This is a genomic window from Pseudomonas sp. GW822-FHT06D10 (genome assembly GCF_058799535.1).
The window spans coordinates 512,190-535,516 of the sequence record NZ_JBXALN010000004.1; the positions used below are offsets into that span (position 1 = coordinate 512,190).

General features: G+C 64.9%; 19 protein-coding genes. 5 read left to right on the top strand and 14 right to left on the bottom strand.

The window, feature by feature from the left end:
- Window positions 1-8: 8 nt before the first annotated feature.
- Together AC1RL5_RS16215 and AC1RL5_RS16220 are read left to right on the top strand one after the other, a co-directional pair.
- A complete protein-coding gene (locus tag AC1RL5_RS16215) occupies window positions 9-761 on the top strand; it encodes a (2Fe-2S) ferredoxin domain-containing protein (RefSeq protein ID WP_093410151.1) in 753 nt (250 codons plus the stop codon).
- Window positions 754-1,671, top strand: coding sequence for an ABC transporter substrate-binding protein (locus tag AC1RL5_RS16220; protein ID WP_053157547.1), 918 nt, complete (start codon window positions 754-756; stop codon window positions 1,669-1,671). Before AC1RL5_RS16215 ends, AC1RL5_RS16220 begins: the two co-directional genes overlap by 8 nt.
- A gap of 198 nt (window positions 1,672-1,869) precedes the next feature.
- Here AC1RL5_RS16220 and AC1RL5_RS16225 read toward each other — a convergent pair whose 3' ends face one another.
- The gene (locus AC1RL5_RS16225) at window positions 1,870-2,952 is read right to left on the bottom strand and encodes a diguanylate cyclase (protein ID WP_177191018.1); all 1,083 of its coding nucleotides are present in this window, start codon (window positions 2,950-2,952) and stop codon (window positions 1,870-1,872) included.
- Window positions 2,953-3,188: 236 nt separating this feature from the next.
- On the opposite strand from AC1RL5_RS16225, the gene AC1RL5_RS16230 reads away from it, so the two are divergent.
- The 3 genes from AC1RL5_RS16230 (at window position 3,189) to AC1RL5_RS16240 (ending at window position 7,201) form a co-directional block, all read left to right on the top strand.
- Complete coding sequence (locus tag AC1RL5_RS16230) at window positions 3,189-4,115, top strand: alpha/beta fold hydrolase (protein ID WP_011060534.1); 927 nt, start codon at window positions 3,189-3,191, stop codon at window positions 4,113-4,115.
- A gap of 135 nt (window positions 4,116-4,250) precedes the next feature.
- Entirely contained in the window at window positions 4,251-5,645 is a 1,395-nt protein-coding gene (hglS, locus tag AC1RL5_RS16235; protein ID WP_492589719.1) for a 2-oxoadipate dioxygenase/decarboxylase HglS, read from the top strand.
- A gap of 140 nt (window positions 5,646-5,785) precedes the next feature.
- Window positions 5,786-7,201, top strand: a complete 1,416-nt coding sequence (locus AC1RL5_RS16240; RefSeq protein ID WP_492589721.1) for an FAD-binding oxidoreductase — start codon at window positions 5,786-5,788, stop codon at window positions 7,199-7,201.
- A gap of 87 nt (window positions 7,202-7,288) precedes the next feature.
- On the opposite strand, the gene AC1RL5_RS16245 is transcribed toward AC1RL5_RS16240, so the two are convergent.
- The 13 genes from AC1RL5_RS16245 to AC1RL5_RS16305 are packed head-to-tail and all read right to left on the bottom strand — an operon-like array spanning window position 7,289 to window position 23,290.
- Complete coding sequence (locus AC1RL5_RS16245; RefSeq protein ID WP_492589723.1) at window positions 7,289-9,913, bottom strand: T6SS phospholipase effector Tle1-like catalytic domain-containing protein; 2,625 nt, start codon at window positions 9,911-9,913, stop codon at window positions 7,289-7,291.
- Window positions 9,898-10,470, bottom strand: coding sequence for a Tli1a family immunity protein (gene tli1a / locus AC1RL5_RS16250; RefSeq protein WP_492589725.1), 573 nt, complete (start codon window positions 10,468-10,470; stop codon window positions 9,898-9,900). The genes AC1RL5_RS16245 and tli1a (AC1RL5_RS16250) overlap by 16 nt, the downstream gene beginning before the upstream one ends.
- Window positions 10,452-11,000 (bottom strand): Tli1a family immunity protein, encoded by a 549-nt coding sequence (gene tli1a / locus AC1RL5_RS16255; protein WP_492589727.1) that lies wholly within the window; start codon window positions 10,998-11,000, stop codon window positions 10,452-10,454. The genes tli1a (AC1RL5_RS16250) and tli1a (AC1RL5_RS16255) overlap by 19 nt, the downstream gene beginning before the upstream one ends.
- A 13-nt stretch (window positions 11,001-11,013) precedes the next feature.
- Window positions 11,014-11,802, bottom strand: coding sequence for a toxin Tle1 chaperone Tla1 (tla1, locus tag AC1RL5_RS16260; RefSeq protein ID WP_492589729.1), 789 nt, complete (start codon window positions 11,800-11,802; stop codon window positions 11,014-11,016).
- 11 nt (window positions 11,803-11,813) lie between these two features.
- The gene (locus AC1RL5_RS16265; protein WP_492589731.1) at window positions 11,814-13,868 is read right to left on the bottom strand and encodes a type VI secretion system Vgr family protein; all 2,055 of its coding nucleotides are present in this window, start codon (window positions 13,866-13,868) and stop codon (window positions 11,814-11,816) included.
- Window positions 13,869-13,889: 21 nt separating this feature from the next.
- Window positions 13,890-14,954, bottom strand: a complete 1,065-nt coding sequence (locus tag AC1RL5_RS16270) for a serine/threonine-protein kinase (protein WP_239690677.1) — start codon at window positions 14,952-14,954, stop codon at window positions 13,890-13,892.
- On the bottom strand, window positions 14,951-15,679 hold the full coding sequence (locus AC1RL5_RS16275; RefSeq protein ID WP_072451418.1) for a PP2C family protein-serine/threonine phosphatase: 729 nt from the start codon (window positions 15,677-15,679) through the stop codon (window positions 14,951-14,953). Before AC1RL5_RS16275 ends, AC1RL5_RS16270 begins: the two co-directional genes overlap by 4 nt.
- Window positions 15,679-19,203, bottom strand: coding sequence for a type VI secretion system membrane subunit TssM (gene tssM / locus AC1RL5_RS16280; RefSeq protein ID WP_072451419.1), 3,525 nt, complete (start codon window positions 19,201-19,203; stop codon window positions 15,679-15,681). The genes AC1RL5_RS16275 and tssM overlap by 1 nt, the downstream gene beginning before the upstream one ends.
- Window positions 19,200-20,090: a type IVB secretion system protein IcmH/DotU gene (gene icmH, locus AC1RL5_RS16285; protein ID WP_072451420.1), complete on the bottom strand. Its 891-nt coding sequence runs from the start codon at window positions 20,088-20,090 to the stop codon at window positions 19,200-19,202. Before icmH ends, tssM begins: the two co-directional genes overlap by 4 nt.
- A 5-nt stretch (window positions 20,091-20,095) precedes the next feature.
- Window positions 20,096-21,427: a type VI secretion system baseplate subunit TssK gene (tssK, locus tag AC1RL5_RS16290; RefSeq protein WP_072451421.1), complete on the bottom strand. Its 1,332-nt coding sequence runs from the start codon at window positions 21,425-21,427 to the stop codon at window positions 20,096-20,098.
- Window positions 21,424-21,927 carry a type VI secretion system lipoprotein TssJ gene (tssJ, locus tag AC1RL5_RS16295; RefSeq protein WP_072451422.1) on the bottom strand — a complete coding sequence of 168 codons (504 nt, stop codon included), beginning with the start codon at window positions 21,925-21,927 and terminating at the stop codon, window positions 21,424-21,426. Before tssJ ends, tssK begins: the two co-directional genes overlap by 4 nt.
- A gap of 5 nt (window positions 21,928-21,932) precedes the next feature.
- On the bottom strand, window positions 21,933-23,135 hold the full coding sequence (gene tagH / locus AC1RL5_RS16300; protein ID WP_123576535.1) for a type VI secretion system-associated FHA domain protein TagH: 1,203 nt from the start codon (window positions 23,133-23,135) through the stop codon (window positions 21,933-21,935).
- 17 nt (window positions 23,136-23,152) lie between these two features.
- The gene (locus tag AC1RL5_RS16305; RefSeq protein WP_072451424.1) at window positions 23,153-23,290 is read right to left on the bottom strand and encodes a type VI secretion protein; all 138 of its coding nucleotides are present in this window, start codon (window positions 23,288-23,290) and stop codon (window positions 23,153-23,155) included.
- Window positions 23,291-23,327: the final 37 nt, after the last annotated feature.

Genomic DNA, 23,327 nt, shown 5'->3' on the forward strand with positions numbered 1-23,327 from the left:
CGACCGACATGCATGAGAACTATCAACGGGTGCTGTTCGTCGGCCCCGGCCTGCACGGCGGCGCCCTCGGCGAAGCCTTTCGCAAGGAGCTCCAGGCCCTGCGCGGCGACGGCGCCGACACCCGGGTGATCGACACCCTGGACGGCTTCGACAGCCTCTGGGCGGCGCTGGGCGAAGCCCTGCCCGAGGACGGCGCGAAGCTGCTGGTGGTGGACCTGGAACCCAGCTCCGACAGTGCCTACCTGGACTGGCTGCGCGATGAGCTGGGGCGCCTGGCCCAGGCCCACCCCCAGGCACCGCGGCTGTGGATCACCGCCCAGGCCCTGGGCCGGCGCGGGCTGGACGCGGCCCTGGCCTGCGCCAGCATCGGCCAGCGCGAGCGCCACCTGGCCTGCGACAACGTCAACGCGGTGCAGAGCGACCCGGACTGGTCGCGGGTGCCGCCCCATACCCGCCAGGTGTTCCTGTGCACCGGCCCGCGCTGCGTGCGGCGCGGCGCCCTGGCGCTGTGGAAGACCCTGCGCCGCGAACTGCTGCGCCTGGAGCACATGGAGACGCCCGGTGGCGTGCTGCTGACCCGCACCGCCTGCCAGTTCCCGTGCAACCTGGGGCCGGTACTCACCGTGCACCCGGACGGCTGCTGGTACCGGGTGCGCGATGACAGCGAGGTGCTGCGCCTGGTGCAGCAGCACCTGGTCCAGGGCGAACCGGTGGCGGACCTACGGATTCCCGCGCCCTACGGAGGAACGGCGGATGCCTAGCAGACTGCTCGGCCTGCTGCTGTGGCTGGCGGCCCTGCCGGCCCTGGCGCACAGCTACCAGAACTGTGGCCGGACCTGGACGGTGGACGGCCCGCCCCAGCGCATCGTCGCCCTCAACCAGCACAGCGCCGACCTGCTGCTGGCCCTGGGTGCCGGGCCGTCGATGATCGGCGTCGCCTATCTGGACGACGATGGCCAGGCCCAGGCCGAAGGGCTTTACCACGGCGTGCCGGTCATCGCTCGCCAGTACCCGTCGGCAGAAGTGCTCTACAGCCTGAAACCCGACCTGGTGGTGGGCGGCTTCGCCTCGGCCTTCCCGGAAAACTTCAGCTCCCGGCAACGCCTGGAGGCCATAGGCGTGGGCAGCTACCTGCTGGAATCGGCCTGCGCCGGGCATGACCAGGACTACTTCGGGCATATCCGCCGCGACCTGCTGACCCTGGGCCGGCTGCTGCGCCAGGAGGCCCGCGCGCAGCAACTGGTGGGCCAGATGGATGCCGACCTGGAGGCCGCCGCGGCCCTGTACCGCGGGCGCCCGACGCCTTCGGTGTTCTACCTGGACAGCGAAGTCAACGGCCTGGCCAGCCAGGGCCAGCGCGGGTTTGTCGGCGTACTGCTGCAAGCGGCCGGTGCGCGCAACAGCTTTGCCGCCATCGACCGCCCGCGCCTGACCGTGGACAGCGAGACCCTGCTGGCCAACGACCCGGACGCCATGCTCCTGGCCGACGCCCTGTGGTCGCCCGCCCGGCGCAAACGCCAGCTGCTGCACAGCGACCCTGTGCTGTCGCGATTGCGCGCGGTGCGCGAAGACCGGCTGATCGACATCCCCTTCGCCCGACTGGTGCCGGGCATCGCCAGCGGCCGCACCGCCCTGGAACTGGCCCGGCGCCTGCACCCCACCCACGACTGACCCCACTCCCGTAGGAGCCGGCTTGCCGGCGAAGGGAGCAACCCCGACCCCGCGGCGTATCCACAGACGCCTTCGCGGGCAAGCCCGCTCCTACAACCACCAGCGAGCCCCCCGTAGGAGCCGGCTTGCCGGCGAAGGGAACACCCCCGACCCCGCGGCGTACCCACAGACGCCTTCGCGGGACACAAGGAACAGCGGCTACAGGGAGTTGAGCAAACGCCTGGACGGCTGCTCCGGCGGGTGGCAGGTGACGTTGTTGCGGCCGCAGGTCTTGGCCGCATACAGGGCCTGGTCGGCATCGTTGAGCCAGCCCATGGCGTCGTCGTGCAGGGGGTTGAAGGCCGCCAGGCCGATGCTCAGGCTGACCTGCAGCGCCGGGCTCTGTTCATAGCCCAGGGCCCCAAAACGACCGCGCAGGGCCTCCATCAGTTCGGCGGCATGAGCCAGGGGCACGTCCGGCAGGATCACGCAGAACTCGTCGCCGCCATAACGCCCGGCCTGGTCGCTGACCCGCAGATTCTGCCGCAGCAGCTTGCTCAACTGGCGCAGCACCACATCCCCGGCCACATGGCCGTAGGTGTCATTGATAGCCTTGAAGTGGTCGATGTCGATCAGGGCGATGGCGCCACCATGGGCCTGGCGCTTGCAGCGCTGGAACTCGATCTCCAACTGGTCCTTCCAGGCGCCATGGTTGAGCAGCCCGGTCAGGCTGTCGGTGCGGCTAAGGGCCAGCAGCTCGCGCTTGTGCCGGCCCAGGGTCACCGCCTGCTGATAGCAGATGTAGCCCAGGGCCAGCGGGTACAGGGTCAGCATCGGCAGGCAGGCATACAGCTGCTCGGGGCTGGTCTGGGCCACGAACCCCGGCCCGAACAGCCACAGGGCAACGCCCATGCCCAGCACTTGGGCCGCACTGCCGGCGAGGAAGAAACGTAACCCGCCCAGGGCCATGTTGTTCATGGCCATCATCCCCAGGGTGGTGGCCAGCGGCAGCGGATTGAAGTGCATGGCGCCGACCCAGAAGCCCCCCAGCAGCGAATCCACCAGCAGGTTGCGGTACTCGGCACGAAACGGCACCCGGGCCAGCCGCGCCCATTGGTAGGCCAGGTGCGGCCAGGCAAATGCATTGAACAGCATGAAGCCCCAGACCCAGGGCGCCGGTTGCAGGGGCGCCATCCCCGCGGCCACGCAGAAAAACCCCAGGGCCAGGCCCAGGGTCCGTGACCGATAAAGCCTCCTGGCCAATGACAGTCCCTTCCCTCTGGTGTCCTGCGCAGGGAGCAAGTCGCCTCCGATCAGCAATGGGTAAAGGTGGAACGAGCGGGTGGCAAGCAACCGGTGAAAGTCTATCAGTCGCGTTTCAAAGCGCCATCACTGCCAACGCCCAGTTTCGGCCTGCCAGCGCCAGCAGATGGGGAATATTTGGCTATAACTGAGGGGCGGCCGATAACCGACTTCGCAGTGGCGAGCACGACGCGCGCCGCCCCTGAGCCGATCCAACCTGCCCCTGGAGGCCGCCGATGCTGGTGATCCTGGTCCTGCTGCTCCTTGCCGCACTCTGGTGCTACCGCACCTACCCGCGCATCGGCCACCTGCTGTACGACGCCAGCGTGGCCCTGGAAGCACGCCTGTACCGGCTGCAGAAAGTCCCGGTGCAGATCGGCGAAGAGACCCTGATGACCTACCAGGGCGGCCCGGCCCAGGCGCCGGTGATCCTGCTGCTGCACGGCCTGAGCGCGGACAAGAGCATCTGGCTGCGTTTTGCCCGGCACTTCAACCGCGACTACCGGTTGCTGATCCCGGACCTGGGCGGCCATGGCGAAACCGCCTATGCCGCGCACCAGGACTACCGTGTTCCGGCCCAGGCCCAGCGCCTTTTGCGCTTGCTCGACGCCTGCGGCATCCAGCGGGTGCAGGTGATCGGCAACTCCATGGGCGGCTATATCGCCGCCTGGCTGGCCGCCCATGCCCCGCAACGGATCAGCGGCCTGGCGCTGTTCGACCCGGCCGGCGTCGAAGCCCCCGAGACCAGCGACCTGCAGCACCTGCTGGAACAGGGCAAGAACCCCTTCCTGGTCCGCTCCCGCGCCGACTTCCAGCACTTCTACAGCCTGACCATGGCCGCCCCGCCCTGGGTGCCCGAAGCAGTGCTGGCGGCCATCGCCGAACGCTATCAGGCGCGCCGCGGGCAACTGGCGCGGATCTTCGCTGAGCTCCAGGCCAGCCCGCCCATGGAGCCCGAGCTGGCGAAGATCCAGGCCCCGACCCTGCTGCTCTGGGGCCGCGAGGACCGCCTGCTGCACCCCAGCAGCGCCCAGGTCTGGGCCAAGGGCCTGCCCCAGGCCCAGGTGCAACTCTGGGAGGGCATCGGGCATATGCCCATGGTCGAACGCCCGGTGCGCAGTGCCCGACTGTACCAGCAGTTCCTGGAACGCCAGCGGCACTGACAGCGGCCCGCTCATGCATTCATTTGCAGAATGAAGTTCAGAGGAAACTTCGTTTGTCAGCCTCGGGCAGGCCCAGCAGAATCGAGGCCGACCCGCCCTTTCACGCCTCGCCCCTCTGCCACGGGAAGCCTGTTCATGAGCAACCAGCACTTCGTCAGCCCGGACCTGATCCGCCAGGGATTTTCCCGGGCGATGTCGGACATGTACCGCGAGGAGGTGCCGCTCTACGGCGCCCTGATGGAGCTGGTGGCCGAAGTCAACGCCCAGGTCCTGGAGCGGCAGCCGGCGCTTGCCCGGCACCTGCAGAGCAGCGGTGAACTGCAGCGCCTGGACCTGGAGCGCCACGGCGCGATCCGCGTCGGCAGCGCCGCCGAGCTGGCGACCCTGGCCCGGCTGTTCGCGGTAATGGGCATGCAGCCGGTGGGCTACTACGACCTGACCCCCGCCGGGGTGCCGGTGCATTCCACGGCCTTTCGCGCGGTGCACGAAGCGGCCCTGCAAGTCAGCCCGTTCCGGGTCTTCACCTCGCTGCTGCGCCTGGAGCTGATCGACAACCCGGAGCTGCGCAGCTTTGCCGAACAGGTCCTGGCCCGGCGCCAGATCTTCACCCCCCAGGTGCTGGAACTGATCCAGCAGGCCGAGGCTGCCGGAGGCCTGGACGCCGAAGACGCCGAGCGCTTTATCCGCCAGGCCCTGGAAACCTTCCGCTGGCACCACCACGCCACGGTGACCGCCGCCCAGTACGCCAGCCTCAGCGCCCAGCACCGGCTGATCGCCGACGTGGTGGCCTTCAAGGGCCCGCACATCAACCACCTGACCCCGCGTACCCTGGACATCGATGAAGTGCAACGGCTGATGCCTGTCCGCGGCATCACCCCCAAGGCGGTGATCGAAGGCCCGCCGCGCCGGGAATGCCCGATCCTGCTGCGCCAGACCAGCTTCAAGGCCCTGGAGGAATCCGTGGCCTTCACCGACCAGGCCCAGAGCCAGGGCAGCCACAGCGCGCGTTTCGGCGAGATCGAACAGCGCGGCGCGGCGCTGACCCCCAAGGGCCGCGAGCTCTACGACCGCCTGCTGAACGCCGCCCGCGACGCCCTGGGCGACTTCCCCAACGAAGCCAATACCCAACGCTACAACCAACTGATGCAAGAGCACTTCAGGGAATTTCCCGACAGCCACCCAGCCATGCGCGAACAGGGCCTGGCCTACTTTCGCTACTTCGTCAGCGAAACCGGGCTGGCCGCGCGCAACCAGCCCCAGCGGCCCACCACCCTGGCAGCGCTGCTGGCGGCCGGGCACCTGAGCGCCGAACCCCTGGTGTATGAAGATTTCCTGCCGGTCAGCGCCGCCGGGATCTTCCAGTCCAACCTGGGGGACGACAGCCAGAGCCACTACGCCGGGCAGTCCAACCGCCAGGCCTTCGAAGCCGCCCTGGGCCGCGCCACCCTCGACGAATTGCAGCTCTATGCCCAGACCCAGCAGCGCTCACTGGAGCAGTGCGCCGCCACCCTGGGCCTGCCGGCGCTCTAAGGCGCAAGGCAGGCCCGCGGGTCGATGCCGGCCTTGCAGCCGGTGCGCTGCCCCCATGGTCATGGACCCGTCGCGGCGTTATTCTGCCGCCACTTGCGCCCCCATCAGCGGCGCGCCACCACCAGGGATGGACACGGCGAATGAGATTCGCGATCGGCCTGTTTTTATGCGCGGCACTCGGCGGCGCACTCACCACCCACGCCGCAGAAACCGTCAACGACATCACCCAGCTCAACCCAATAGTGGTGGACCAGGTGGTGCGCCCCACCACCCTGGAGCAGATCGTCCAGCTGGTGGCCGGGCACCCCGGCCCTATCGCCATTGGCGGCGGGCGCTACAGCATGGGCGGCCAGACCGCCACCGAACAGGCCTTGCAGATCGACATGCGCGGCTTCAACCGGGTGCTCGACTTCTCCAAGGAACGCAAGGAAATCACCGTGCAGCCGGGCATCACCTGGCGCGCCGTGCAGGACTACATCGACCCCCACGACCTGTCCGTGAGCATCATGCAGAGCTACGCCAACTTCACCGTCGGCGGCGCCCTGAGCGTCAACGCCCATGGCCGCTACATCGGCTACGGCCCGCTGGTGAGCTCGGTGAAATCCATCAAGCTGGTGCTGGCCGACGGCCAAGTGGTGGACGCCAGCCCGCAGCACAACCGCGACCTGTTCTACGGCGCCATCGGCGGCTACGGCGGCCTGGGGGTGATCGTCCAAGCCACCCTGCAACTGAGCGACAACGTGCGCCTGCTGCGCAGCGTCGACGAGATGCCCCTGGGGGACTACCGCCCTTACTTCCAGGCCCGGATCCACAACAACCCCAAGGTCATCCTGCACAACGCCGTGCTCTACCCCGACCAGTACCAGACCCTGCGCGCGGTTTCCTACAGTCAGACCGACCTGCCGGTCACGGTCAAGGAACGCCTCACGCCCCTGGACCAGAACTACTGGAAAGAACAGAAGGCCCTGAAAGTAGTGAGCCAGTGGCCCGGCGGCAAGACCCTGCGCCAGGAAGTGATCGACCCCCTGGTGCTGAAAAAACCGCAAGTGTCCTGGCGCAACCACGAAGCCAGCCTCGATGTGCGTGAACTGGAACCCGACTCCCGGGCCAAGCGCACCTACGTGCTGCAGGAATACTTCGTGCCCCCCGACCAGCTGGAAAGCTTCGTCCAGGAGATGGGCGCGACCCTGCGGGCGCACAAGGTCAACGTGATCAACCTGTCGATCCGCCACGCCAAGGCCGACCCCGGCACCCTGCTGGCCTGGGCCAAGACCGAGGTCTTCGCCCTAGTGCTGTACTACCAGCAGAGCACCGCGCCAGAGGAACGGGAGAAAGTCGGTGAATGGACCCGCGCCCTGGTGGATAGCGCGATCAAGCGTGGCGGCAGCTATTACCTGCCGTACCAGATCCACGCCACGCCACAGCAGTTTCGCGCGGCCTATCCACGGGCCGGGGAGTTTCTTGCGTTGAAGGCCCGGGTCGATCCGCAGAACAAGTTCCGCAATAAGTTGTGGGATGCGTATGGGGTGGGGGCTGGAGGGAACGGAGCGCCGTAATGTTTGGCCAATCCGGGTATGGGCCGGCAACAGGATTCCTCCCCCGAAGGACGGCCCGGGAGCGCCGCCCCTTCAGGTTATCCATCGCTATACCTGCTTCCCGGACGATTTCAGATTGCCCACCTGATCGGCCAGCAGGTCTTGCCAGCCAGCCGGCTGACCCTGATCGTTGGCGCTTGCCAATAGCCCGGCAAGGCGGGCGTCCTCCTTGTCCTGCGCCGCCTGTGCGGCTTCCAACGCTTGGTGGGCCACGAGGATTTTCTGCAACTCCGGGGTGGTGGCGGTGCTGGCGTTCAAGGGTGGCGGAGGCGGCATTGCCGCGACCAGGGCAACCACATCCCCCGGGGATTGAGTGAAGGCCCGCAGCCCATCCAGATTGCTCAGCATCGGCAAGGCCAGACCGGTCAGCGGGTCGAAAGCGCTGATCTCCGGCAGCCCGACCTTGCCCGCCAGCACCGGCCGCGCCAGGGACGGCAGGAACAGGCCGAGCAACATGCGCGGGTCCTTCTTCTTGATGCTCAGGCCCACGCTGGCCAGCATCAGCCCCACCCCCACCACCCGGCCCGCGGTGGCCAGCAGCGACAGTTCCTTGTTCGACTCGTTGTCAAAATGCACCAGGCGAATGCGGAAGTAATCGGTGAACGGCTCGCGGGGACCCAGCGCCGAGGTGTTCATGAACCAGGCACGGGAGTCGTGGATCTGTTCGTCGAACAGCGCCACCAGGTCTTCCTTGCCGGATCGAGGCGTGTTGGGTGCACTGAACAACTCCCGGTAAAGCTCGGTGCCTTTATCGTGCAGGTAGGCATACTCCTTGGCCTCGTCTTCCTCGTTGACCAGGAACACCGTACCGCCCAGCAGCAAATCCAGTACGCCGCCGATCTCCATGCTGTCGGGGAGTAGACCCCACTCTTGCTTGTAGTCATGACGAAACTCGTCGGCGGCGCCTTTGAGTTGCCGGTGATCCAGGGGCGGGTCGAAGACCTTTTCCCTGCGCATGCCGTTGGCCTTTTCCTCACCACCGACGATCTGCACATGGCGCTGGTACTCCTTCTCCTGTGCCTCGGTGTAAGTCGGAACCGGTTTGCCTTTGGCGGCGGCCTTGGCTTCGGCATCATTGCGCGCCTGGATCGCCTCCCAGGCCTCGATCTCGGCCTTGGGCATGTCCGGCGGAGCATTCTGATAGAACGGCTGCTTTTCCACACCACCGGCATAACGGTCGATGCGCCAACCGGTGATCAGCGCCTGCTGCCACTCGATCATGTCCTCCAAGGGGCCTATGTGTTGGGCGGCGTCGGCTTGCCAGGCGTTGAAGCGTTTGATGAGTTGGTCGGAGACGTTGAATTCAGCAAAGGTGTCTTTACTCATCTTCCGCCACTCTTCATGCATGCCCTCACGCCATGCAAACTCTGGAACTTGTAAAGGAGCACCCGCTTTAAACGCCTCTGCGTAAAGATGCTGCAGCGGAATCTGCGATAACAAATGCTCGGTACCAGCAAGCGCCTTACCCTGATCTCCAGGGGCATAACCACCGCCGACATCCGAGTGCACGCCGGGATAAAGGTATTCGACGGTACCCCTGCGGTAGCTTGATGGCTGAGTTTTATCGCGCTGTCCATTAGCATTTTTCGGTCGGCGGCGAATTGAGTCCAATGGGAAACTGGCCCGCTGTTCATGGGCCGATACCAGATGCACGCAGCGTTTGAGAAAGTGGCAGTCCTCAGGAATGGAAGTGTCCATGCAGATTGCTGACTCTTCATCAGGCAAACGCATGGTGCCATCAGCCCAATCCATATGCCCGGCGGTAAAGGGAAAACTATCAGCGATGCCCACCGCCGCCACCGTGTCGCAGATACCGAGGAACTCAATGGAGATCGGCAGCCCGGCAAAGCGATACTCCACTGCGCCATCGCTGCCTTGGCAACGGGTCAGGGTTTGCAGCCAATTGGCAAAGGTTCGGGCTTGTGCAGCGCCTCTGGAGAAGCCATAGACATATAGGCGCATGGCCAAGATATGGGGTTTTTCCCCGACTTCTCTTCGCTGATCTAATAGCTTTTTCAGGTCATTCATATACGGACGCATGGCGGCTTCACGTTTCTTTTCGCCGTTTTCCAGTAGACCTAAAGTTGCCACGTTACCGTACCAACAAGTAGCCATGCCCTCTACTAGAGCTTGGGTATCATCCAACGAAAGTGAGTTTTGTTCCGGGATTGAGTCCTTTAACGCTGCAATCATCCGAGTCAATCCCCAGTTGATTCGATTTTCACCACCACTGGCAGCTATTAGCCCCCAGTTATTGGGTACCATTTCCTTAATATCAGGAAACACCGTACCCACACCCGGACTGTAATAACTGAAGTAGCCATTTTGACGAGCAGTATCGTCCAACCCCAGACTTGCATGATAAAGCCGAGCCATATTACTACACGAAGATGGGCTCGAAGCGCTGTCAGCCTCGTTGTTATTATTGGTCCCATCGAACGTCAATGTAATATGCAAAGTCTTACAGCAAGGTGTTCCGCTGTACACATCGCCCCTAGCCTGTACGATTTTACGCTGCTGCTCACCGAATGCGAACTCATCAAATTTTTGTCTTCGGATATTTTCCGAAAGCAGCTTTGGGGTTGTAGGCAAACACCTGTCCAAAGGAAAGTTCGGGGCAATTGGCGTATAAACCGCACGATCTTTTATATTTATTCTTATTTTTTCGGACATACTTTTGGCTCCTCCATAACCATCGGATAGCTGTAAGGATAACGCGGATCAATTACCTTGATATTATCTGCAGAAACACGTACTTGATCACAAGGCAAAAAATGCACCTTCAAAACCCCTGCGGTATCGTACCGAGGAATATCCACAATAGCTTTGTGACGCGAATACTGTTGTTTCTCCCTTGCCATTCGCTTATTCCAAGCTTCAGAATATGGGCGCTCTGGCCATTTTCCATAAGAATATGGATCGGGATCTTTTTCCCACTCAACAATAGCTCTCAACCCTGGCACCCAATGACGAGGAACAACACCACAACAACTTTGCTTTCCACCGCCTTGATGTGGCCCTAAGTTTGGCCCACCCGCCCCATTCACCGAAAACCGATTAATCGCCGCCGAAGTGTGGTTATAGCCCGTCACCGGCGCCGACAACATCTTCGACTCAGACTGACAAGCGCTTGCAGTCAACACTCCGGCGGCTAACAAGCACACACGAACAAAATTCAAGACACCAAATAAACCGCCCGTTAAAAGCTTTTTCATAATTGGCCATAACATACTTCAGGCTCCTTCATCCTCATCGGATAGCTATAAGAATAATCTGGATCATCTCGCCTAATATTTTCAGCAGAAACACGCACTTGATCACAAGGCAAAAAATGCACTTTCAAAACTCCTGCGGTATCGTACCGAGGAATATCCACAACAGCTTTATGCCTAGAGTAATTAGCTGCATGGCGTTCATAATCCACATCATCAAATTGGCCATACTGATCTCGTTTAATGTACCCATCAGGATCAGGATCTTTTTCCCATTCAACAACGGCTCTCAACCCTGGTACCCAATGACGAGGAACAACGCCACAGCAAACTTGGCTACCACCACCTTCATGCGCACCCAAGTTCGGCCCACCCGCCCCATTCACCGAAAACCGATTAATCGCCGCCGAAGTATGGTTGTACCCCGTCACCGGGGCGCTCAGCATCGACGACTGGCTCCGACAGGCGGTGACCAGCAACACGGCACTCAACCACGCGGCCAATGACACTGCGGTCTTCCAGTTCCGCGTTTTGCACATCCACTTCATGGCATCCCCTCCCCTACTCATCCACCACGAACGGCGAGTTATCCAACAGCCACTGGCGAATAAACGCTTGCCGTTCCTCGGGTGCTTGAAGCCCTTGCTGGCAGGCCGCCATCTGGCTGTGGAACAGGTGGCGCATCAGGCCTTCCTCGCGGCTCAGGCCGTAGTGCTGCGGGGTGGCGCTGTGCTCGCGGCGGTGCCAGTCGGCGTCGGCCCAGGCCTTCAGGCTGGCGACCTGCGCGGGGTCGAACAGGAAGCCTTCCGCCGTTGGGGCGTCGCTGTGTCGGGAGTAGTGCCCCAGCAGCTGCTGTGCCCGGTGGTCGCGGTCGAGCCAGTGCCAGGCGATCACCGGGCCATGCAGGACGCGGCCCTGGGCCGGGGTCAGGGCTTCGCTCACCGGCAGGAACAGGCGCGGGTCGTAGTAGCGCAGCACCCCTTGTTCGCGGCCCTGGTTCCACTGCGCCTGGGTGCAGCGACTGAGGTGGGCGGCCAGGGTCTCGAAGGGCCAGGGGCTGAGCAGCGCCAGTACGTGCTGGGTGCAGTCGACGGCGCTCAAAAAGGCCTTCAGCCAGGTTTGATGACACAGCTTCAGCCGTAGCAGCAATGGCCCGGCATCGGCGATGGCGGCTTCCGGGGTACTGTCGAACAGCTTGGCCAGTGGCGGGCCGTCGGCCTGGGCCGCCAGTTCTTGCAGCAGGGGGTAGTCGAGGCGGGTGGCGTCGATCAATAGGTCGAGGTGCTCATGCTCCAGCCGGTGCACCTGTTGCCACAGCAGTTCGTGCCACAGCGGGTTGCTCGTGTACATGGCAGGCTCCTCTAGCGCGCTTCCAGCGCTTGGTTGTTGGCCTTGGCCCGGGCCAGGCATTCCTTGCACACCGGCACCGGCGGGTTGGGCGCAGCGACCTGGGGCAAGGCCCCCGGTACATCCCGGTCCGCCGCCCCCGGCTGCAACGGCGGCTTGATGCCGATCCCGCTGCCGCTGCCCGGGGCGCCGCCAGCGTTCGCCTTCACCAGTGGCCCCAGCACCGTGATGCCGCCGGGGTCGAGCTTGATAAAGCTGCCGCCGGCCTTGAGGGTCATTTCCAGGGCCGCTTCGATGACGATCTTGTCCCCGGCCTTGAGGTGGATTTCCTGGCCGGCCTGGGTCAGTTGCGCCACGCCCAGTTTGAGGTGCTGGGTGCCGGCCACGGTGAGGTGGTCGTCGGCGCGAATTTCGGTCTTGCGCGCGCCGTGGGTGGTGCGGTGTTCCTCGGCCTTGAATTCGCTGTAGGCGTTTTGCTCCACGGTGTCGTGGCGTTCGTGGCCGATGCGGATTTTCTGGTCGTGCTGGATGTTCTGGTCCCAGTCGCGCTGGGCATGGACGAAGATCTGCTCGGCGCCCTTCTTGTCTTCGATGCGCAGTTCGTTGAAGCCGCCGCCCCCCGGCGAGCTCAGGGTCTTGAACAGGCTGCGGGTCTTGTTCGCCGGCAGTGCGTAGGGCACCTCATGTTCCTTGTGGTACAGGCAGCCGCTGACCAGCGGCTGGTCGGGGTCGCCCTCAAGAAAGGTCACCAGTACTTCCATGCCCACCCGGGGAATGGCGAGGGCGCCGTAGCGGTCGCCGGCCCAGCCGGAGGCCACCCGCAGCCAGCAGCTGCTCTTGTCGTCGCCCTGGCCTTCGCGGTCCCAGTGGAACTGCACCTTGACCCGTCCGTACTGATCGCAGTGGATCTCCTCTCCTTCCGGGCCGGTAACCACCGCGGTTTGGCTGCCCAGTACCTGGGGCTTGGGGTGCTTGAGCGGCGCGCGGTAGAACACGTCCCAAGGGGTGGCCAGAAAGCGGTTGCGGTAACCCTGCTGGAAGCCATCGCTCGAATCGCTGTCGCTGGTAATGGATTCTTCCAGCACCTGGGGCTGCTTGCCTTCGTGGGTCACCTGGGTCAGCAGCCAGAGGTCGTTCCAGTCCCTGCGCGGGTGCTCGGACAACTGCAGAAAGTGCCCGCTGACCAGCCGTGGCTCATCGCCCCAGCCCTCGGCTTGCAGGTAGTCGGCGCGGTGGCGTTCCAGGGCCCGCTGGCTGAGGAACTTGCCACGGACACGGTCGGTAAAATGGCCGGGGTAGTCGTAGTCTTCCAGGTCCGGTTCCTGGCTCTTGGCCTCGGGCTTGTAGGCGGATTCCAGAAGCAGGCGCGGCTTCTCGAAGTCGTAGTCGCGGCGGCTGGTGCGGCTGGTGCGCGATTCCAGGCGCACGCTGAAGCCCTTGATCACCGGCTCGTCGGCCACCAACCCGCTGCCGCGCACGTAGGCGGTGGGCCGGCCGAGCTTGGGAAAGGCGGTCTGGTTGTCGCTGAACACCAGCAGGTGGCCGCCACGACCGTGCTGGAAGTGGTAATGCAACCCCTCCTCTTCGCACAGGCGCTGGATGAAGTGCAGGTCGCTCTCGTCGTACTGCACGCAGTAGTCGCGCTCGGGGCATGGGTGCTCGATCTGGAACTGATAGGCGTCGGCGAGGATCCCGTGCTCTTCCAGGATCGTGGCGATGATCCGGGGCGCCGCCCATTGCTGGAAGATCCGCTGGTTGCTGCGGTGGCGCAGGTAGTCCAGGCGCGGCACCAGGGTCACCTGGTAGTGGCTCAGGCGCTTGCCTGCGTCGCCCTGGGCCACGCGCCGGATCTGCCCGTGAATGCCGCGGCCCTGGGGGTCGAAGGCGAGGAACGCCAGCTTGTGCAACAGCCCTTGCAGGTCAAGGGCCGGGGCTTCGCTGACCAGCTCCAGCTCAAAGCAGAACGGCTGACTGATGCTTTCACTGCCCTTGAATGCCAGGACCTGCAGGTCACTGGCGAAGTCTTCGACCGTCAAGCTGAAGTGGGTTTCATTGGCCGGATTGAACATATTCGACTCCCTGTTCGTTGGTCATCGTGGCCGCCTCTGGAGCCAACCACGCAGCCAGCCCCCCTGATGGGCGACAGCGTGGTACAGCTCTTCAACGCTGATGGCGCGATCCCGGGCATCCAGCGCCAGGGCGGTGCGCAAGGCCGGCCAGCAGTGCTCGGGCAGGTGCCGCGGGCGTTGCAGTTGCAGGTCCAGCCGCTGCTCCCGGGCGTCGGTCGACGGCAGGCGCCGGTACGGGTGCTTGCCACCGGCCAGCTCATGGATCACGCAGGCCACGGCAAACAGCTCGGCCGTCGCCGACAGTGGCTCGTCGTCCAGCAGTTCCGGGGCGGCATAGCCCGGGGTCCAGGCCTTGAAGCGCTGGCGGTTGAGTTGTGGCAGGCCCGGCAGCAGGCCGTGGGCGGCGCGGCCCAGGCCGAAGTCGAACAAGCGCAGGCCGTCGTCGCCCAGCATGAGGTTGCCGGGCTTGAGGTCGCCATGCAGCACACCCCGGCTGTGGCAGTAGGCCAGGGCTTCCAGCAGCGCCAGCACCGGTTCCCGGGCGTCGCTCCAGGGCAGGCCCAGGGGCCATTGGCACAGCAGTTGGTCCAGGGTCATGCCCTGCATCAGTTCCATGGTGATGAAGGCGCAGGCGTACTCGGTGTCCACCTCGAAGCTGTGCAGGCGCACGATATTGGGATGGCGCAGGCGTCGGGTCAGGGCGAACTCGCTGTAGAGCAAGGCGCCGGCATCCGGCGATTCGGCGAAGGCTTCACTGATGAGCTTCAGTGCCACATAGGGCTGGGGCTCACCGAACTGCTCGTGCAGCAGGTCCCGGGCACGGTACACCACGCCCATGCCACCGGCCCCCAGCAGGCGCTCCAGGCGGTAACGACCAGCCAGCACCTGGGGCAATCCACCCTGAGGTGTCAGGGCCTTGAGCGCGGGCGCAACCGGGCTGCGCGGCTTGCCCCGCCCCTTGGGCTTGCCTCGCCCTTTGCTCCGCGCCTTGGCCCCCGGGGCCTCGGGCGCAGGGGCTGCGGCCAACCGGGTCAGCTCGCCCGGCCGTGGCGACGGCCCATGGCCGCGGGCCATCGGCAGGTTCATCGGCGCACCACCACGGCGGTCAGGTTGTCTCGCGCGGCGCCCCCCAGGGCATCGTCGAACAGCCGCTGCAGGGCCACCTGCGGCGCCGCCAGGCTCAGGGCACGGCCCAGGGCGTTGCGAGTCATGTCCTGGTACAGGCCATCGCTGCACAGCAAGAACACATCATCGGGGTAGACCTGCAGTTCCAGCACCTCCAGGCTCAACCGCTCGCCGGCCCCCACCGCCCGGGTCAGGGCGTTGGCGGCCGGGTGCGAGCGCGCCTGCTCCACGCTCATCTGCTGCTCGTCGATCAGCTTCTGCATCAGCGAGTGGTCCCGGGACAGTTGGTACAGACGCTGCTCGCGCCACAGGTAGCAACGGCTGTCACCGGCCCACACACACGCCCCGCGGTCCCCCTGCAGCAGCAGCGCCACCACGGTGCTGCCCATGATGCTGTCGCGCCGGCCTGCACTCACTGTCAGTTCCTGGCCCAGGCGCCGGTTGAGCCAGTGCAGGCACTGGCGCAGGCTGTCAAGGCGTGCCTCGAAGCCGCCTTCCAGTGGCAACTCGGCCAGGCTGGCGACAATCAGCTGGCTGGCGATGTCCCCGCCCTGGTGCCCGCCCATGCCATCGGCCACCACCCATAGACCCTGCTCCGGACAATCGAGGAAGGCATCTTCGTTACGTGCCCGGACCTTGCCCGGGTCAGTGCGGGCTGCACTGCGCCAAGCGCCCTTGGCGATCATCAGAGCTGCACCGGCAGGCGGAAGCTGCGCAGCACCGCCAGGTCGAACGGGTTGGGGGTGCGCTGGCTCTGCAGCAAGTAGTTGGCCCGCAGCCCGCCCAGGTCGGCCTTGAGCACCATCACATCGCGCCCGGTCAGGTACTCGGTCTGCATCAGGTCCAACAGGCGGAACAGCGACCAGGGGCCGGTGTTCTTCTCGATGCCGATGGGGCGTCCGGCAAGCTGCTCCAGGACCAGGCTGGCGCGCCCGTTTTCCGCGTCAGTGGGCCATTTGAATGCCACCGGCACGATCGGGCCGTGGCGGTACTCGATCAGCTGGTTGCCGAAACGGAACTCGGCGCGGCTGACGGACGGGTCCAGGGTGTAGGGCTCCAGGCGGAACTGCACCTGGGGTTCCCCGGGGTTGTCGGCGAAGAAACTCTGACGGATGACCAGGGCCGCCGCCATCTGATCCAGGTAGGTGCGCGACATCGGCAGGCTGCGACCGTCGATGCTGCGCAGGCGGTAAGTGCCCGGGTCGCCGCTGACGAAGGGCCGCAGGTAACTGTCGAAGAAGCGCTCGGCGATGCCCTGGGCCTTGAAGAACTCGCGGAAGTCGCTGATGGCCACATCGCTGCTGCTGTGGGCATCGAACGGATAGCGCTTGCTGATGGCCTTGCCGTAAAAGCTGTACAGCTCACCCTGGTAACGCTGGTTGAGGTACTGGTAGGCATCGTTGAGCACCAGGCTCCAGGTTTCCTCGGCCATCAGGGTGAACCAGGCGCTGACCGGCCGCGGCAGGCGTGCCGAGGTGGTGCGCAGGGCGCTCAGGGCGTCGCGCTGACCGCTCATGCGGCTCTTGGCCATTTCGAAGGCTGCCTGCTCGGGGTTGCTGGAACGGGCCAGCTGCGCCAGTTGCAACTGCAGGTCGTTGAGCGCCTGCAGCGCCGGGGCCAGGTCGGCGGTAGGCCCATTGTTGTCGTCCAGCAAGCGGTGCAGGGGTTCGAAGCGGCTTTGCAACGTTTTCTTCGCCGTGTCCGGGAGCTTTTTCAGCAGGCCGTCCTGGGCCTTGCCCGCCACCGCCGAGGCCACCTTGCCCAGGGCCCCGCCGCCCGCGGCCTGGCTGGCAGCCTCGGCCAGTTCGTCACTGGGCTCGGCCAGCACCGGAAAGCGGGTGTTCTCCCGCACTTCCACCAGCAGTTGCACGATGGGCGAGTTGGCCGAGGTCAGGCCGGCCACCTGGTCCGCGCCTTCGGCGGCGTCGGTGATGGGCTCCAGGGCTACCCGGCCCACGGCTTCGCCCCAGTGGTTGGCGTAGTCGCGAAAGTACAGCTGTTCCAGCTTGACCATCAGTTGGCGCAGGTCCATGCCGCTGATGTCGCTGCCCTCGCCCAGCACCCAGTTGTCATGCAGGATCTCGCTCACCAGGCTGGCGCCCTTGATCGAAAAATACTGCTGGTAGCCCTGCTGGGTATAGAACCCCGGAATCACGTAGTCGGCCCCCACCAGCAGGCTGCCCTGGGGCCCCAGGTTCTGGCTCAGGCGATAGTCCGGCAGGCTCCGGGCCTGCTCGCGCAGCACCCGGTAGATCACGTCCGCCAGGGATTCGCTGCGCAATACCTGGCGCGCCTGGGCCACCAGCGGCTCATTGAGCGGGTAGCTGAAGGGCTGCTGCAACAGGCGTTCGAAATGCCGGTTGAGGCCGTTCTGCACCGCGCTGTTACCCGTGTAGCGCCGTGACCAGTCACTGGCCACCCAATCCCGTAGCCAGCTGGGGTCGCGGCGCTGCTCAAGGTTGAGCATCAGGTAGGCCCGCAGGCTGTTGAGCAGCCGTTCGCGGTCTTTCAGGTTGGCGCGGATCTGCCCTTCGAGCATCGAAGCCACCTGGGGCAGCAACTGCTCCTGTAGCTCACGCTCATAGGCAGCCCGCACCACCGGATTGCTGGCTTCGCCCTGGTACAGGCCGACGCGCTCATGCAGCGCCACTTCGCCCTTGGGCGCAAATACCTGGGTGGCCTGATAGCTCAGGTCCAGGGCCTTGAGCGTCGCCATGGCATCGCTGCGTGCGCTCAGAGAGGCCCGCTGCTGAGTCCATTGTTGGGCCAGCTCGCGCAACTGCTCCAAGCGCCCGTGGTTGGCCGAAAACCCCGTGGCCCACACCAGCCCGAACAGCCCGAGGGAGCCCAGCGCCCCCAGGTAAAGGGCCCGCTGCCCCCAATGGATGCGCCACCGCTCACCCTTGTCCAGGCCCGCCAGTTCGGCTTCGGGGAAGATCACCCGGCTCAGCAGATGATGGATGAATCGCGAACGGCCGCTGTGCAGGGTCGGCAGCACGCTGCTCTGCAGCCCCAGGTTGGCGCCGATGCCGGCAGTGTCGGGGTCGAGCTGCTGGCTCAGATGCGGCGCGCTGGTGAGGTAGAAGCCCCGCAACTGGCTGGCCCGCTGGTAGCGGTTACCGGTGAAAGCCATGTCGACGAACAGGCACAGGCGCTCGCCGATCAGCCCCAACTGGTGCGGGAAGTCGAGGATCCGCCCGCGGCGCTGGGTGTCGCGCTCCTGGTGCATGCGCATGATCATCTGGCTGTTGAGGCGCCGCAGCAGGTCCTCGAATTCGTCCCGCAGCACCGCCACATCGGTGCCGTCCTGCTCCTTGCGAAAGCTTGCGCCGAACACCTGGTCGCTGTCCTCGCGGCTCAACTGGTCGAAGAACTCATCGAAGCCGAGCAACTGGTCGGCCTTGCTCAGCACCAGGTAGATCGGCAGGTCCACGTGCAGCCTCTGCTGCACTTCCTGCAAGCGGCTGCGCACCTGGCGCGCGAAAATCTCCAGAGCCTGCTCGTCGTCGCCCTGCAGCACTTCCACCGGCAGGGTCAGCAGCACGCCATTGAGCGGGCGGTTGCGTCGCCGGCTGCGCAGCAGTTGCAGCAGGGTGCTCCAGGCATGGCCGTCGACCTCGCCATCGGGCTGGGTCAGGTAGCGCCCAGCGGTATCGATCAGCACCCCGTGCTCGGCGAAGTACCAATCGCAATGAGCACTGCCCTGGGTGTCGCGGGTCAGCTTGCGGTCGATCCGGTTGAGGGGAAACTCCAGGCCGGAAAAGTCCAGCAGGCTGGTCTTGCCGCTGCCCTGGGGACCAATCAGCAGGTACCAGGGCAAATCCTGGCGCCAGCGCTCGCTGTGCCCGCGATACAGGCTGGACGTCTTGAGGGTGCGCAGCGCTTCCTTGAAACGGCTGCGCAGTTCTTTCTGCTCATCGTCGATGCGCTGTTCACGCTGCAGGCTGGCCTGGCCCTCCTCACTGTCTTCCCGGGCACTCTTGCGCACCCCGGCACGCCAGTTGACGAACACCATGCTCAGGCCCCAGGCCAGGCACAGCAGGCTGATGGTCAGCAGGCGCGAGATGGCGCTTTCCCAGAAGCGGTAGTCATCCACCGCCAGCAAGGGCCCGACAAACCACACCACAAGCGCCACCAGCAGTACCAGCAACAGGGTCCAGACCCAGGTCCTGGCGAGGAACGCGGTGGTTTTCTTCCATAGAGTCTTCATTGCAGTTTCCCGTCTTGCGGCTGGGCCGTGAGCGCCGTCGAATCAAGCTGCCGATAAGGTTGCAGTACTGTGTCGCGCTGCTGCGCAAGCACCCAGGCGAACCCCGAATACATCACCGCCAGGCTCACCAGGGTGAACAGCGCCACCGTCCACCAGGGCACGATACGCACCAGGCCCGGGCGCTGGTGGCCCAGGCCTTGCCATTGCGGCGACAGTTCCCGGGGCACATCGCCGCGCAACTGGCGGATCTGTCGGTACAGGGCGTCGCGGATGCCTTCGAGCTCCAGCATGCCGCGGGGCATGACCCGGTACTTGCCCTCGAACCCCAGGGACAGGCACAGGTACATCAGCTCCAGCATCGGTAGGTGGCGCACCGGGTTGCGGGTCATCTGTTCAAGCAGTTGAAAGACCTTCTCGCCGCCGAAGGTCTCGCTGTGGAAATGGCTCAACAGGCTCATCTGCGACCATTCGCTTTCATTGCCCCAACTGGTGGTTACCACCGCCTCGTCCACCACCGTGCACAGCACGTAGCGGGCGCTCATGACCTGGCCGCCGTCGGCGCCGTTGTGCAGCGCTCGGGCCTCGAACAGCTTGACCCCGGCGTTCAGTTGCTGGTTGAGAGCGACCATGTCTTCGCTGTTGACGCTGTGCTTGAGCCGCACCACCTCCGATAGCAGCTCCGAGGCGGCCGCCACCAGGGCGTTGAGGCTGACGTTGAAGGCTTGCGCCGGCTGCAGGCGCGCGGCGTAGATCATGCGTTCCTCCAGTTGCTCGAAACGCGGCGACGCGGCGAAATCGGTCAACGGGCCGGGGCCCGCGTGCTGCTCCTGGCGATCGAGGAGAACGGTCTTGCTGTCGTCCCCGTGGTAGTCCCTGTCCTTGATCATGGCGCTCAGTTCCTGATGGCCCAGAATTTCAGCTCCAGCTCGGAAAACTCACCGGAAACGTGGAAGGCAAAGCCTCCGGAACGTTCCAGCTGGGTCAGTTCCTGGGCGCTGAATTCGAGAATGAAATAGGTCTTGCTGGAGTGGAACGGGATCTGCCGTGGCGCCACCGATAGCGGTTTAACCTTGATACCCGGCAGGTGCAGGTTGACCAGCTGGCGAATGTTCTCCACCGGGCCGACCTTGAGGTGCGCCGGCAGGCGATGGCGCAGTTCCTCGGCATCGCAGTTGGCGCTGACGGCGAGCACGAACGAGGACGACTCCAGCAGGGTGTGGTCGTTCAGCGCCGCCACCAGGATGCCGTACTGGCGCTCCTGCAACAGCAGTTCGATGGCGTGCTGTTCCAGGACCATCGACAGCACCTGGCGAATGGCGTCCATCAGGCTGCGAAAGCTCGCGCCCTGGTCGCTGTGCTGGTAGCGCGTGTCCAGGCGCGGGCGCTTGCTCTCGCTGGAGAAGGTCGACAGGTCGCCGAGCATGGTCAGCAGGCTGCGATACAACTCCTCCGGGTGCACCTGCTGCAGGTCCAGGTAATGGCGCAACAGCACCTCGGTGCGGTTGATCAGTTGCAGCATCATGAAGTCGCCGACCTCGGCGCCACCGACCTTGCCGTTGGAACGGATCCTTTCGGCGATGGTGTCGCCACGGTGCGCCAGCATGCTGATCACCTCCTTCAGGCACGACAGCAGATAGGGGCTGGCATGGGTCTGGATGAAGGTCGGGAAGAACTCTGAGTCGAGGCTGATCACCCCTTCGGCGTTGCTGCCCTGGATCTCGCAGACCTTGAGCTTGACGTAGGCCTGATCGCTTTGTTGCTCGCCGAGCAACAGGCGGAAATCCGGCCGGCCACAGCTGATCTGGCTGCTGGAGTCGTCGTCGGCATTGGAGTCGGCAACCTGGGTCTCATAAGTGATGTAGCGCGCCAGCACATCGGCCTGCTCGGCGCGGCGCGCCTCGATATGGTTGCCGGTGACCAGGGGTAGCGCCAGGTACACCGAGGTCTTGCTGGTGTTGGCCGGCACGTCAAGGGCCAGGGGCTCGCTGCTGTCGCCCAGGGCGAACAGCGAACCGTCCGGCAGAATGCCCTGGGCGTGGCTGATCACCAGCTTGCCCATGTTCAGGTACTGCAGGTCGATCTCCAGCCCGAGAAAACCCCAGGTGTAGCTGCCCAGCAATTGGGTGCGGGTCTTGAGCTGATGGTCGAAATAGCGATCGTTGTGCTGGAAGTGCTGGGGCCGCAGCAGCATGCCTTCCTGCCAGATAACCTTGTGTTCGTTCATGGCCGCTCCCCCTCCCGGACCACAGGTTGCAGGCGGTTGCGGATACCCGCCTGGTCGAGAATCAGCTCACTGCGGGTGACTTGCATGGCGGTCACCGGAATCACGTAGCGCCAGCGGGTTTCCGGCAGGTCGCGGTAAGCCGCCAGCACACCGACATAACGGCTCTGGCTGTCGACGCTGAGCTTGAGCTCGACGCTCTCCCCCGGCCGCAATTCCAGTTCCTCACTGGCCACCAGGTCCGGCGCCAGGGATTCCTTGGCTCGCTCATAGAGGCTGAAGAAGTCGGCATTTTCAAAGGCCACCGGGTGCTTGAGCTCCATCAGGCGCACCACGATGGGCGAAGGCCGGCCATTGAGGTCGGGGTTCAACTGGTCACTGGCACTTAGCGTCAGGTCGAGCTTGGTCAGGCTGGAATACGGCGACAGAGAGGCGCACGCGGACACCAACAGCACTGCGAACAGGGTCGAGGTGCGCAGTGCTAAAGCCTTGCAACGGGGCATGGGGTTCATCCTTGGTGAGTCTCGGTGTTGAGGGTGGAGATCAGCCGATGCTGCTCCTCGTAGGCCTGGGCGAAATCCCGGGCCAGCAGGCGCTCGCTCCAGTCGTCGTCCTGGCGCAGGCTCTGGTGGTAGCGGGTGTAGGCCCGCCAGTAGCGCCCGGAAGTGGCCAGCCAGGGCTGCTTGCCGTCACGCTCGAAGCGCAGCACCAGTTGTTGCGGAGCAAAATGCTCCAGGGTGCTGCGCACCGCGGCGCGGCTGGCGGCCAGCAGCGCCACCTGATGGGCCTGCAGATCGCCGAAGGCCCGGGCGATGGCCTGGGGCGCGGGCAATTGCCCGGGCTTGTCGTCCAGCAGCAGGCGCTCCAGGGCTTCGCTGGTATCCATGGCGAAACGCAGAGGGTGCTTGCCCGCGCTCCGGTCCACGGTCTGGGCCAGGCGTAACTCATTCTTCAGTTCGCTGCGGGTGCGCAGGCTCTGCTGCAAGCCGCCGACGCTCTGCTTGAGCAGCGCCGCCGCCTTCAGCGCCAGGGCCTCCCGGGCCGCTGGATCGAGGCCCTTGAGCGACACCCCCAGGGCGTTGCCGAACTGTTCCCAGAACACTTCCCCGGGACCTGCGGCCAGCTCGCCCTGGGGGGCCGGCGCCGGGGCCTCGGGGGGCGCCACCAGCTCGGGCACCACCAGGCACTCGGTGTCGATCTGCGCATAGTCGGCAAACGACTGCGGGGCCCGGGACGGGCTCGACAGCAGTGCCAGCGGATCCTGCATCTGCTCGGCCTGCTCCTGCTGCGCCAGGGTCTTGAGCGGGTCGAGATGAAGAAAGGCGTCATCGGGAATGATGCTGCCCGCCGGCAGCGGCTGGCCTGGTTCGGCAGCCGGGACGTGGTTGCGCGGCACCAGCCGCGCGCGAATCCCGAAGCCACCCAGCTCAAAGGTGCTGCCGTGCTCGATACGCAGGGCCTCGCCCTTGCGCAGGCGCGCGCCGCTGTCGCGCAGGACGATGCCGTTACTGCTGGTATCGGTGAGATAGAACGCCCCCTCGCGGTAGCTCACCCGGGCGTGATGGTTGGACAGGTGACGCTTGCGGTCGGCGATCACCCAGTCGCAATCCTCACCGCGGCCAATGACGCCACCGCTGAACCTGAAGGTCTTGCTGGCGCTTGCGGCAGGCAGGTGCTGCGGCGGATCGAGCATCTCAAAAACCAGTTCCATGGTGCTGCTCCTTGCGCTCACTTGCCGCGGTTGACCGTCTGCGGGTCTCCAAGCGGGCGATAGCTGTGGTCGTTGAATGTGTAGTTGCCGCTGCAGCCGGACAGGTGGCCGAAGAGCAACAGAAGCAGGACAAGGGGCCAGTGACGGACAGGCATCAGCGGTACTCCAGTTGGGAATGAGGGCCCCGGCAAC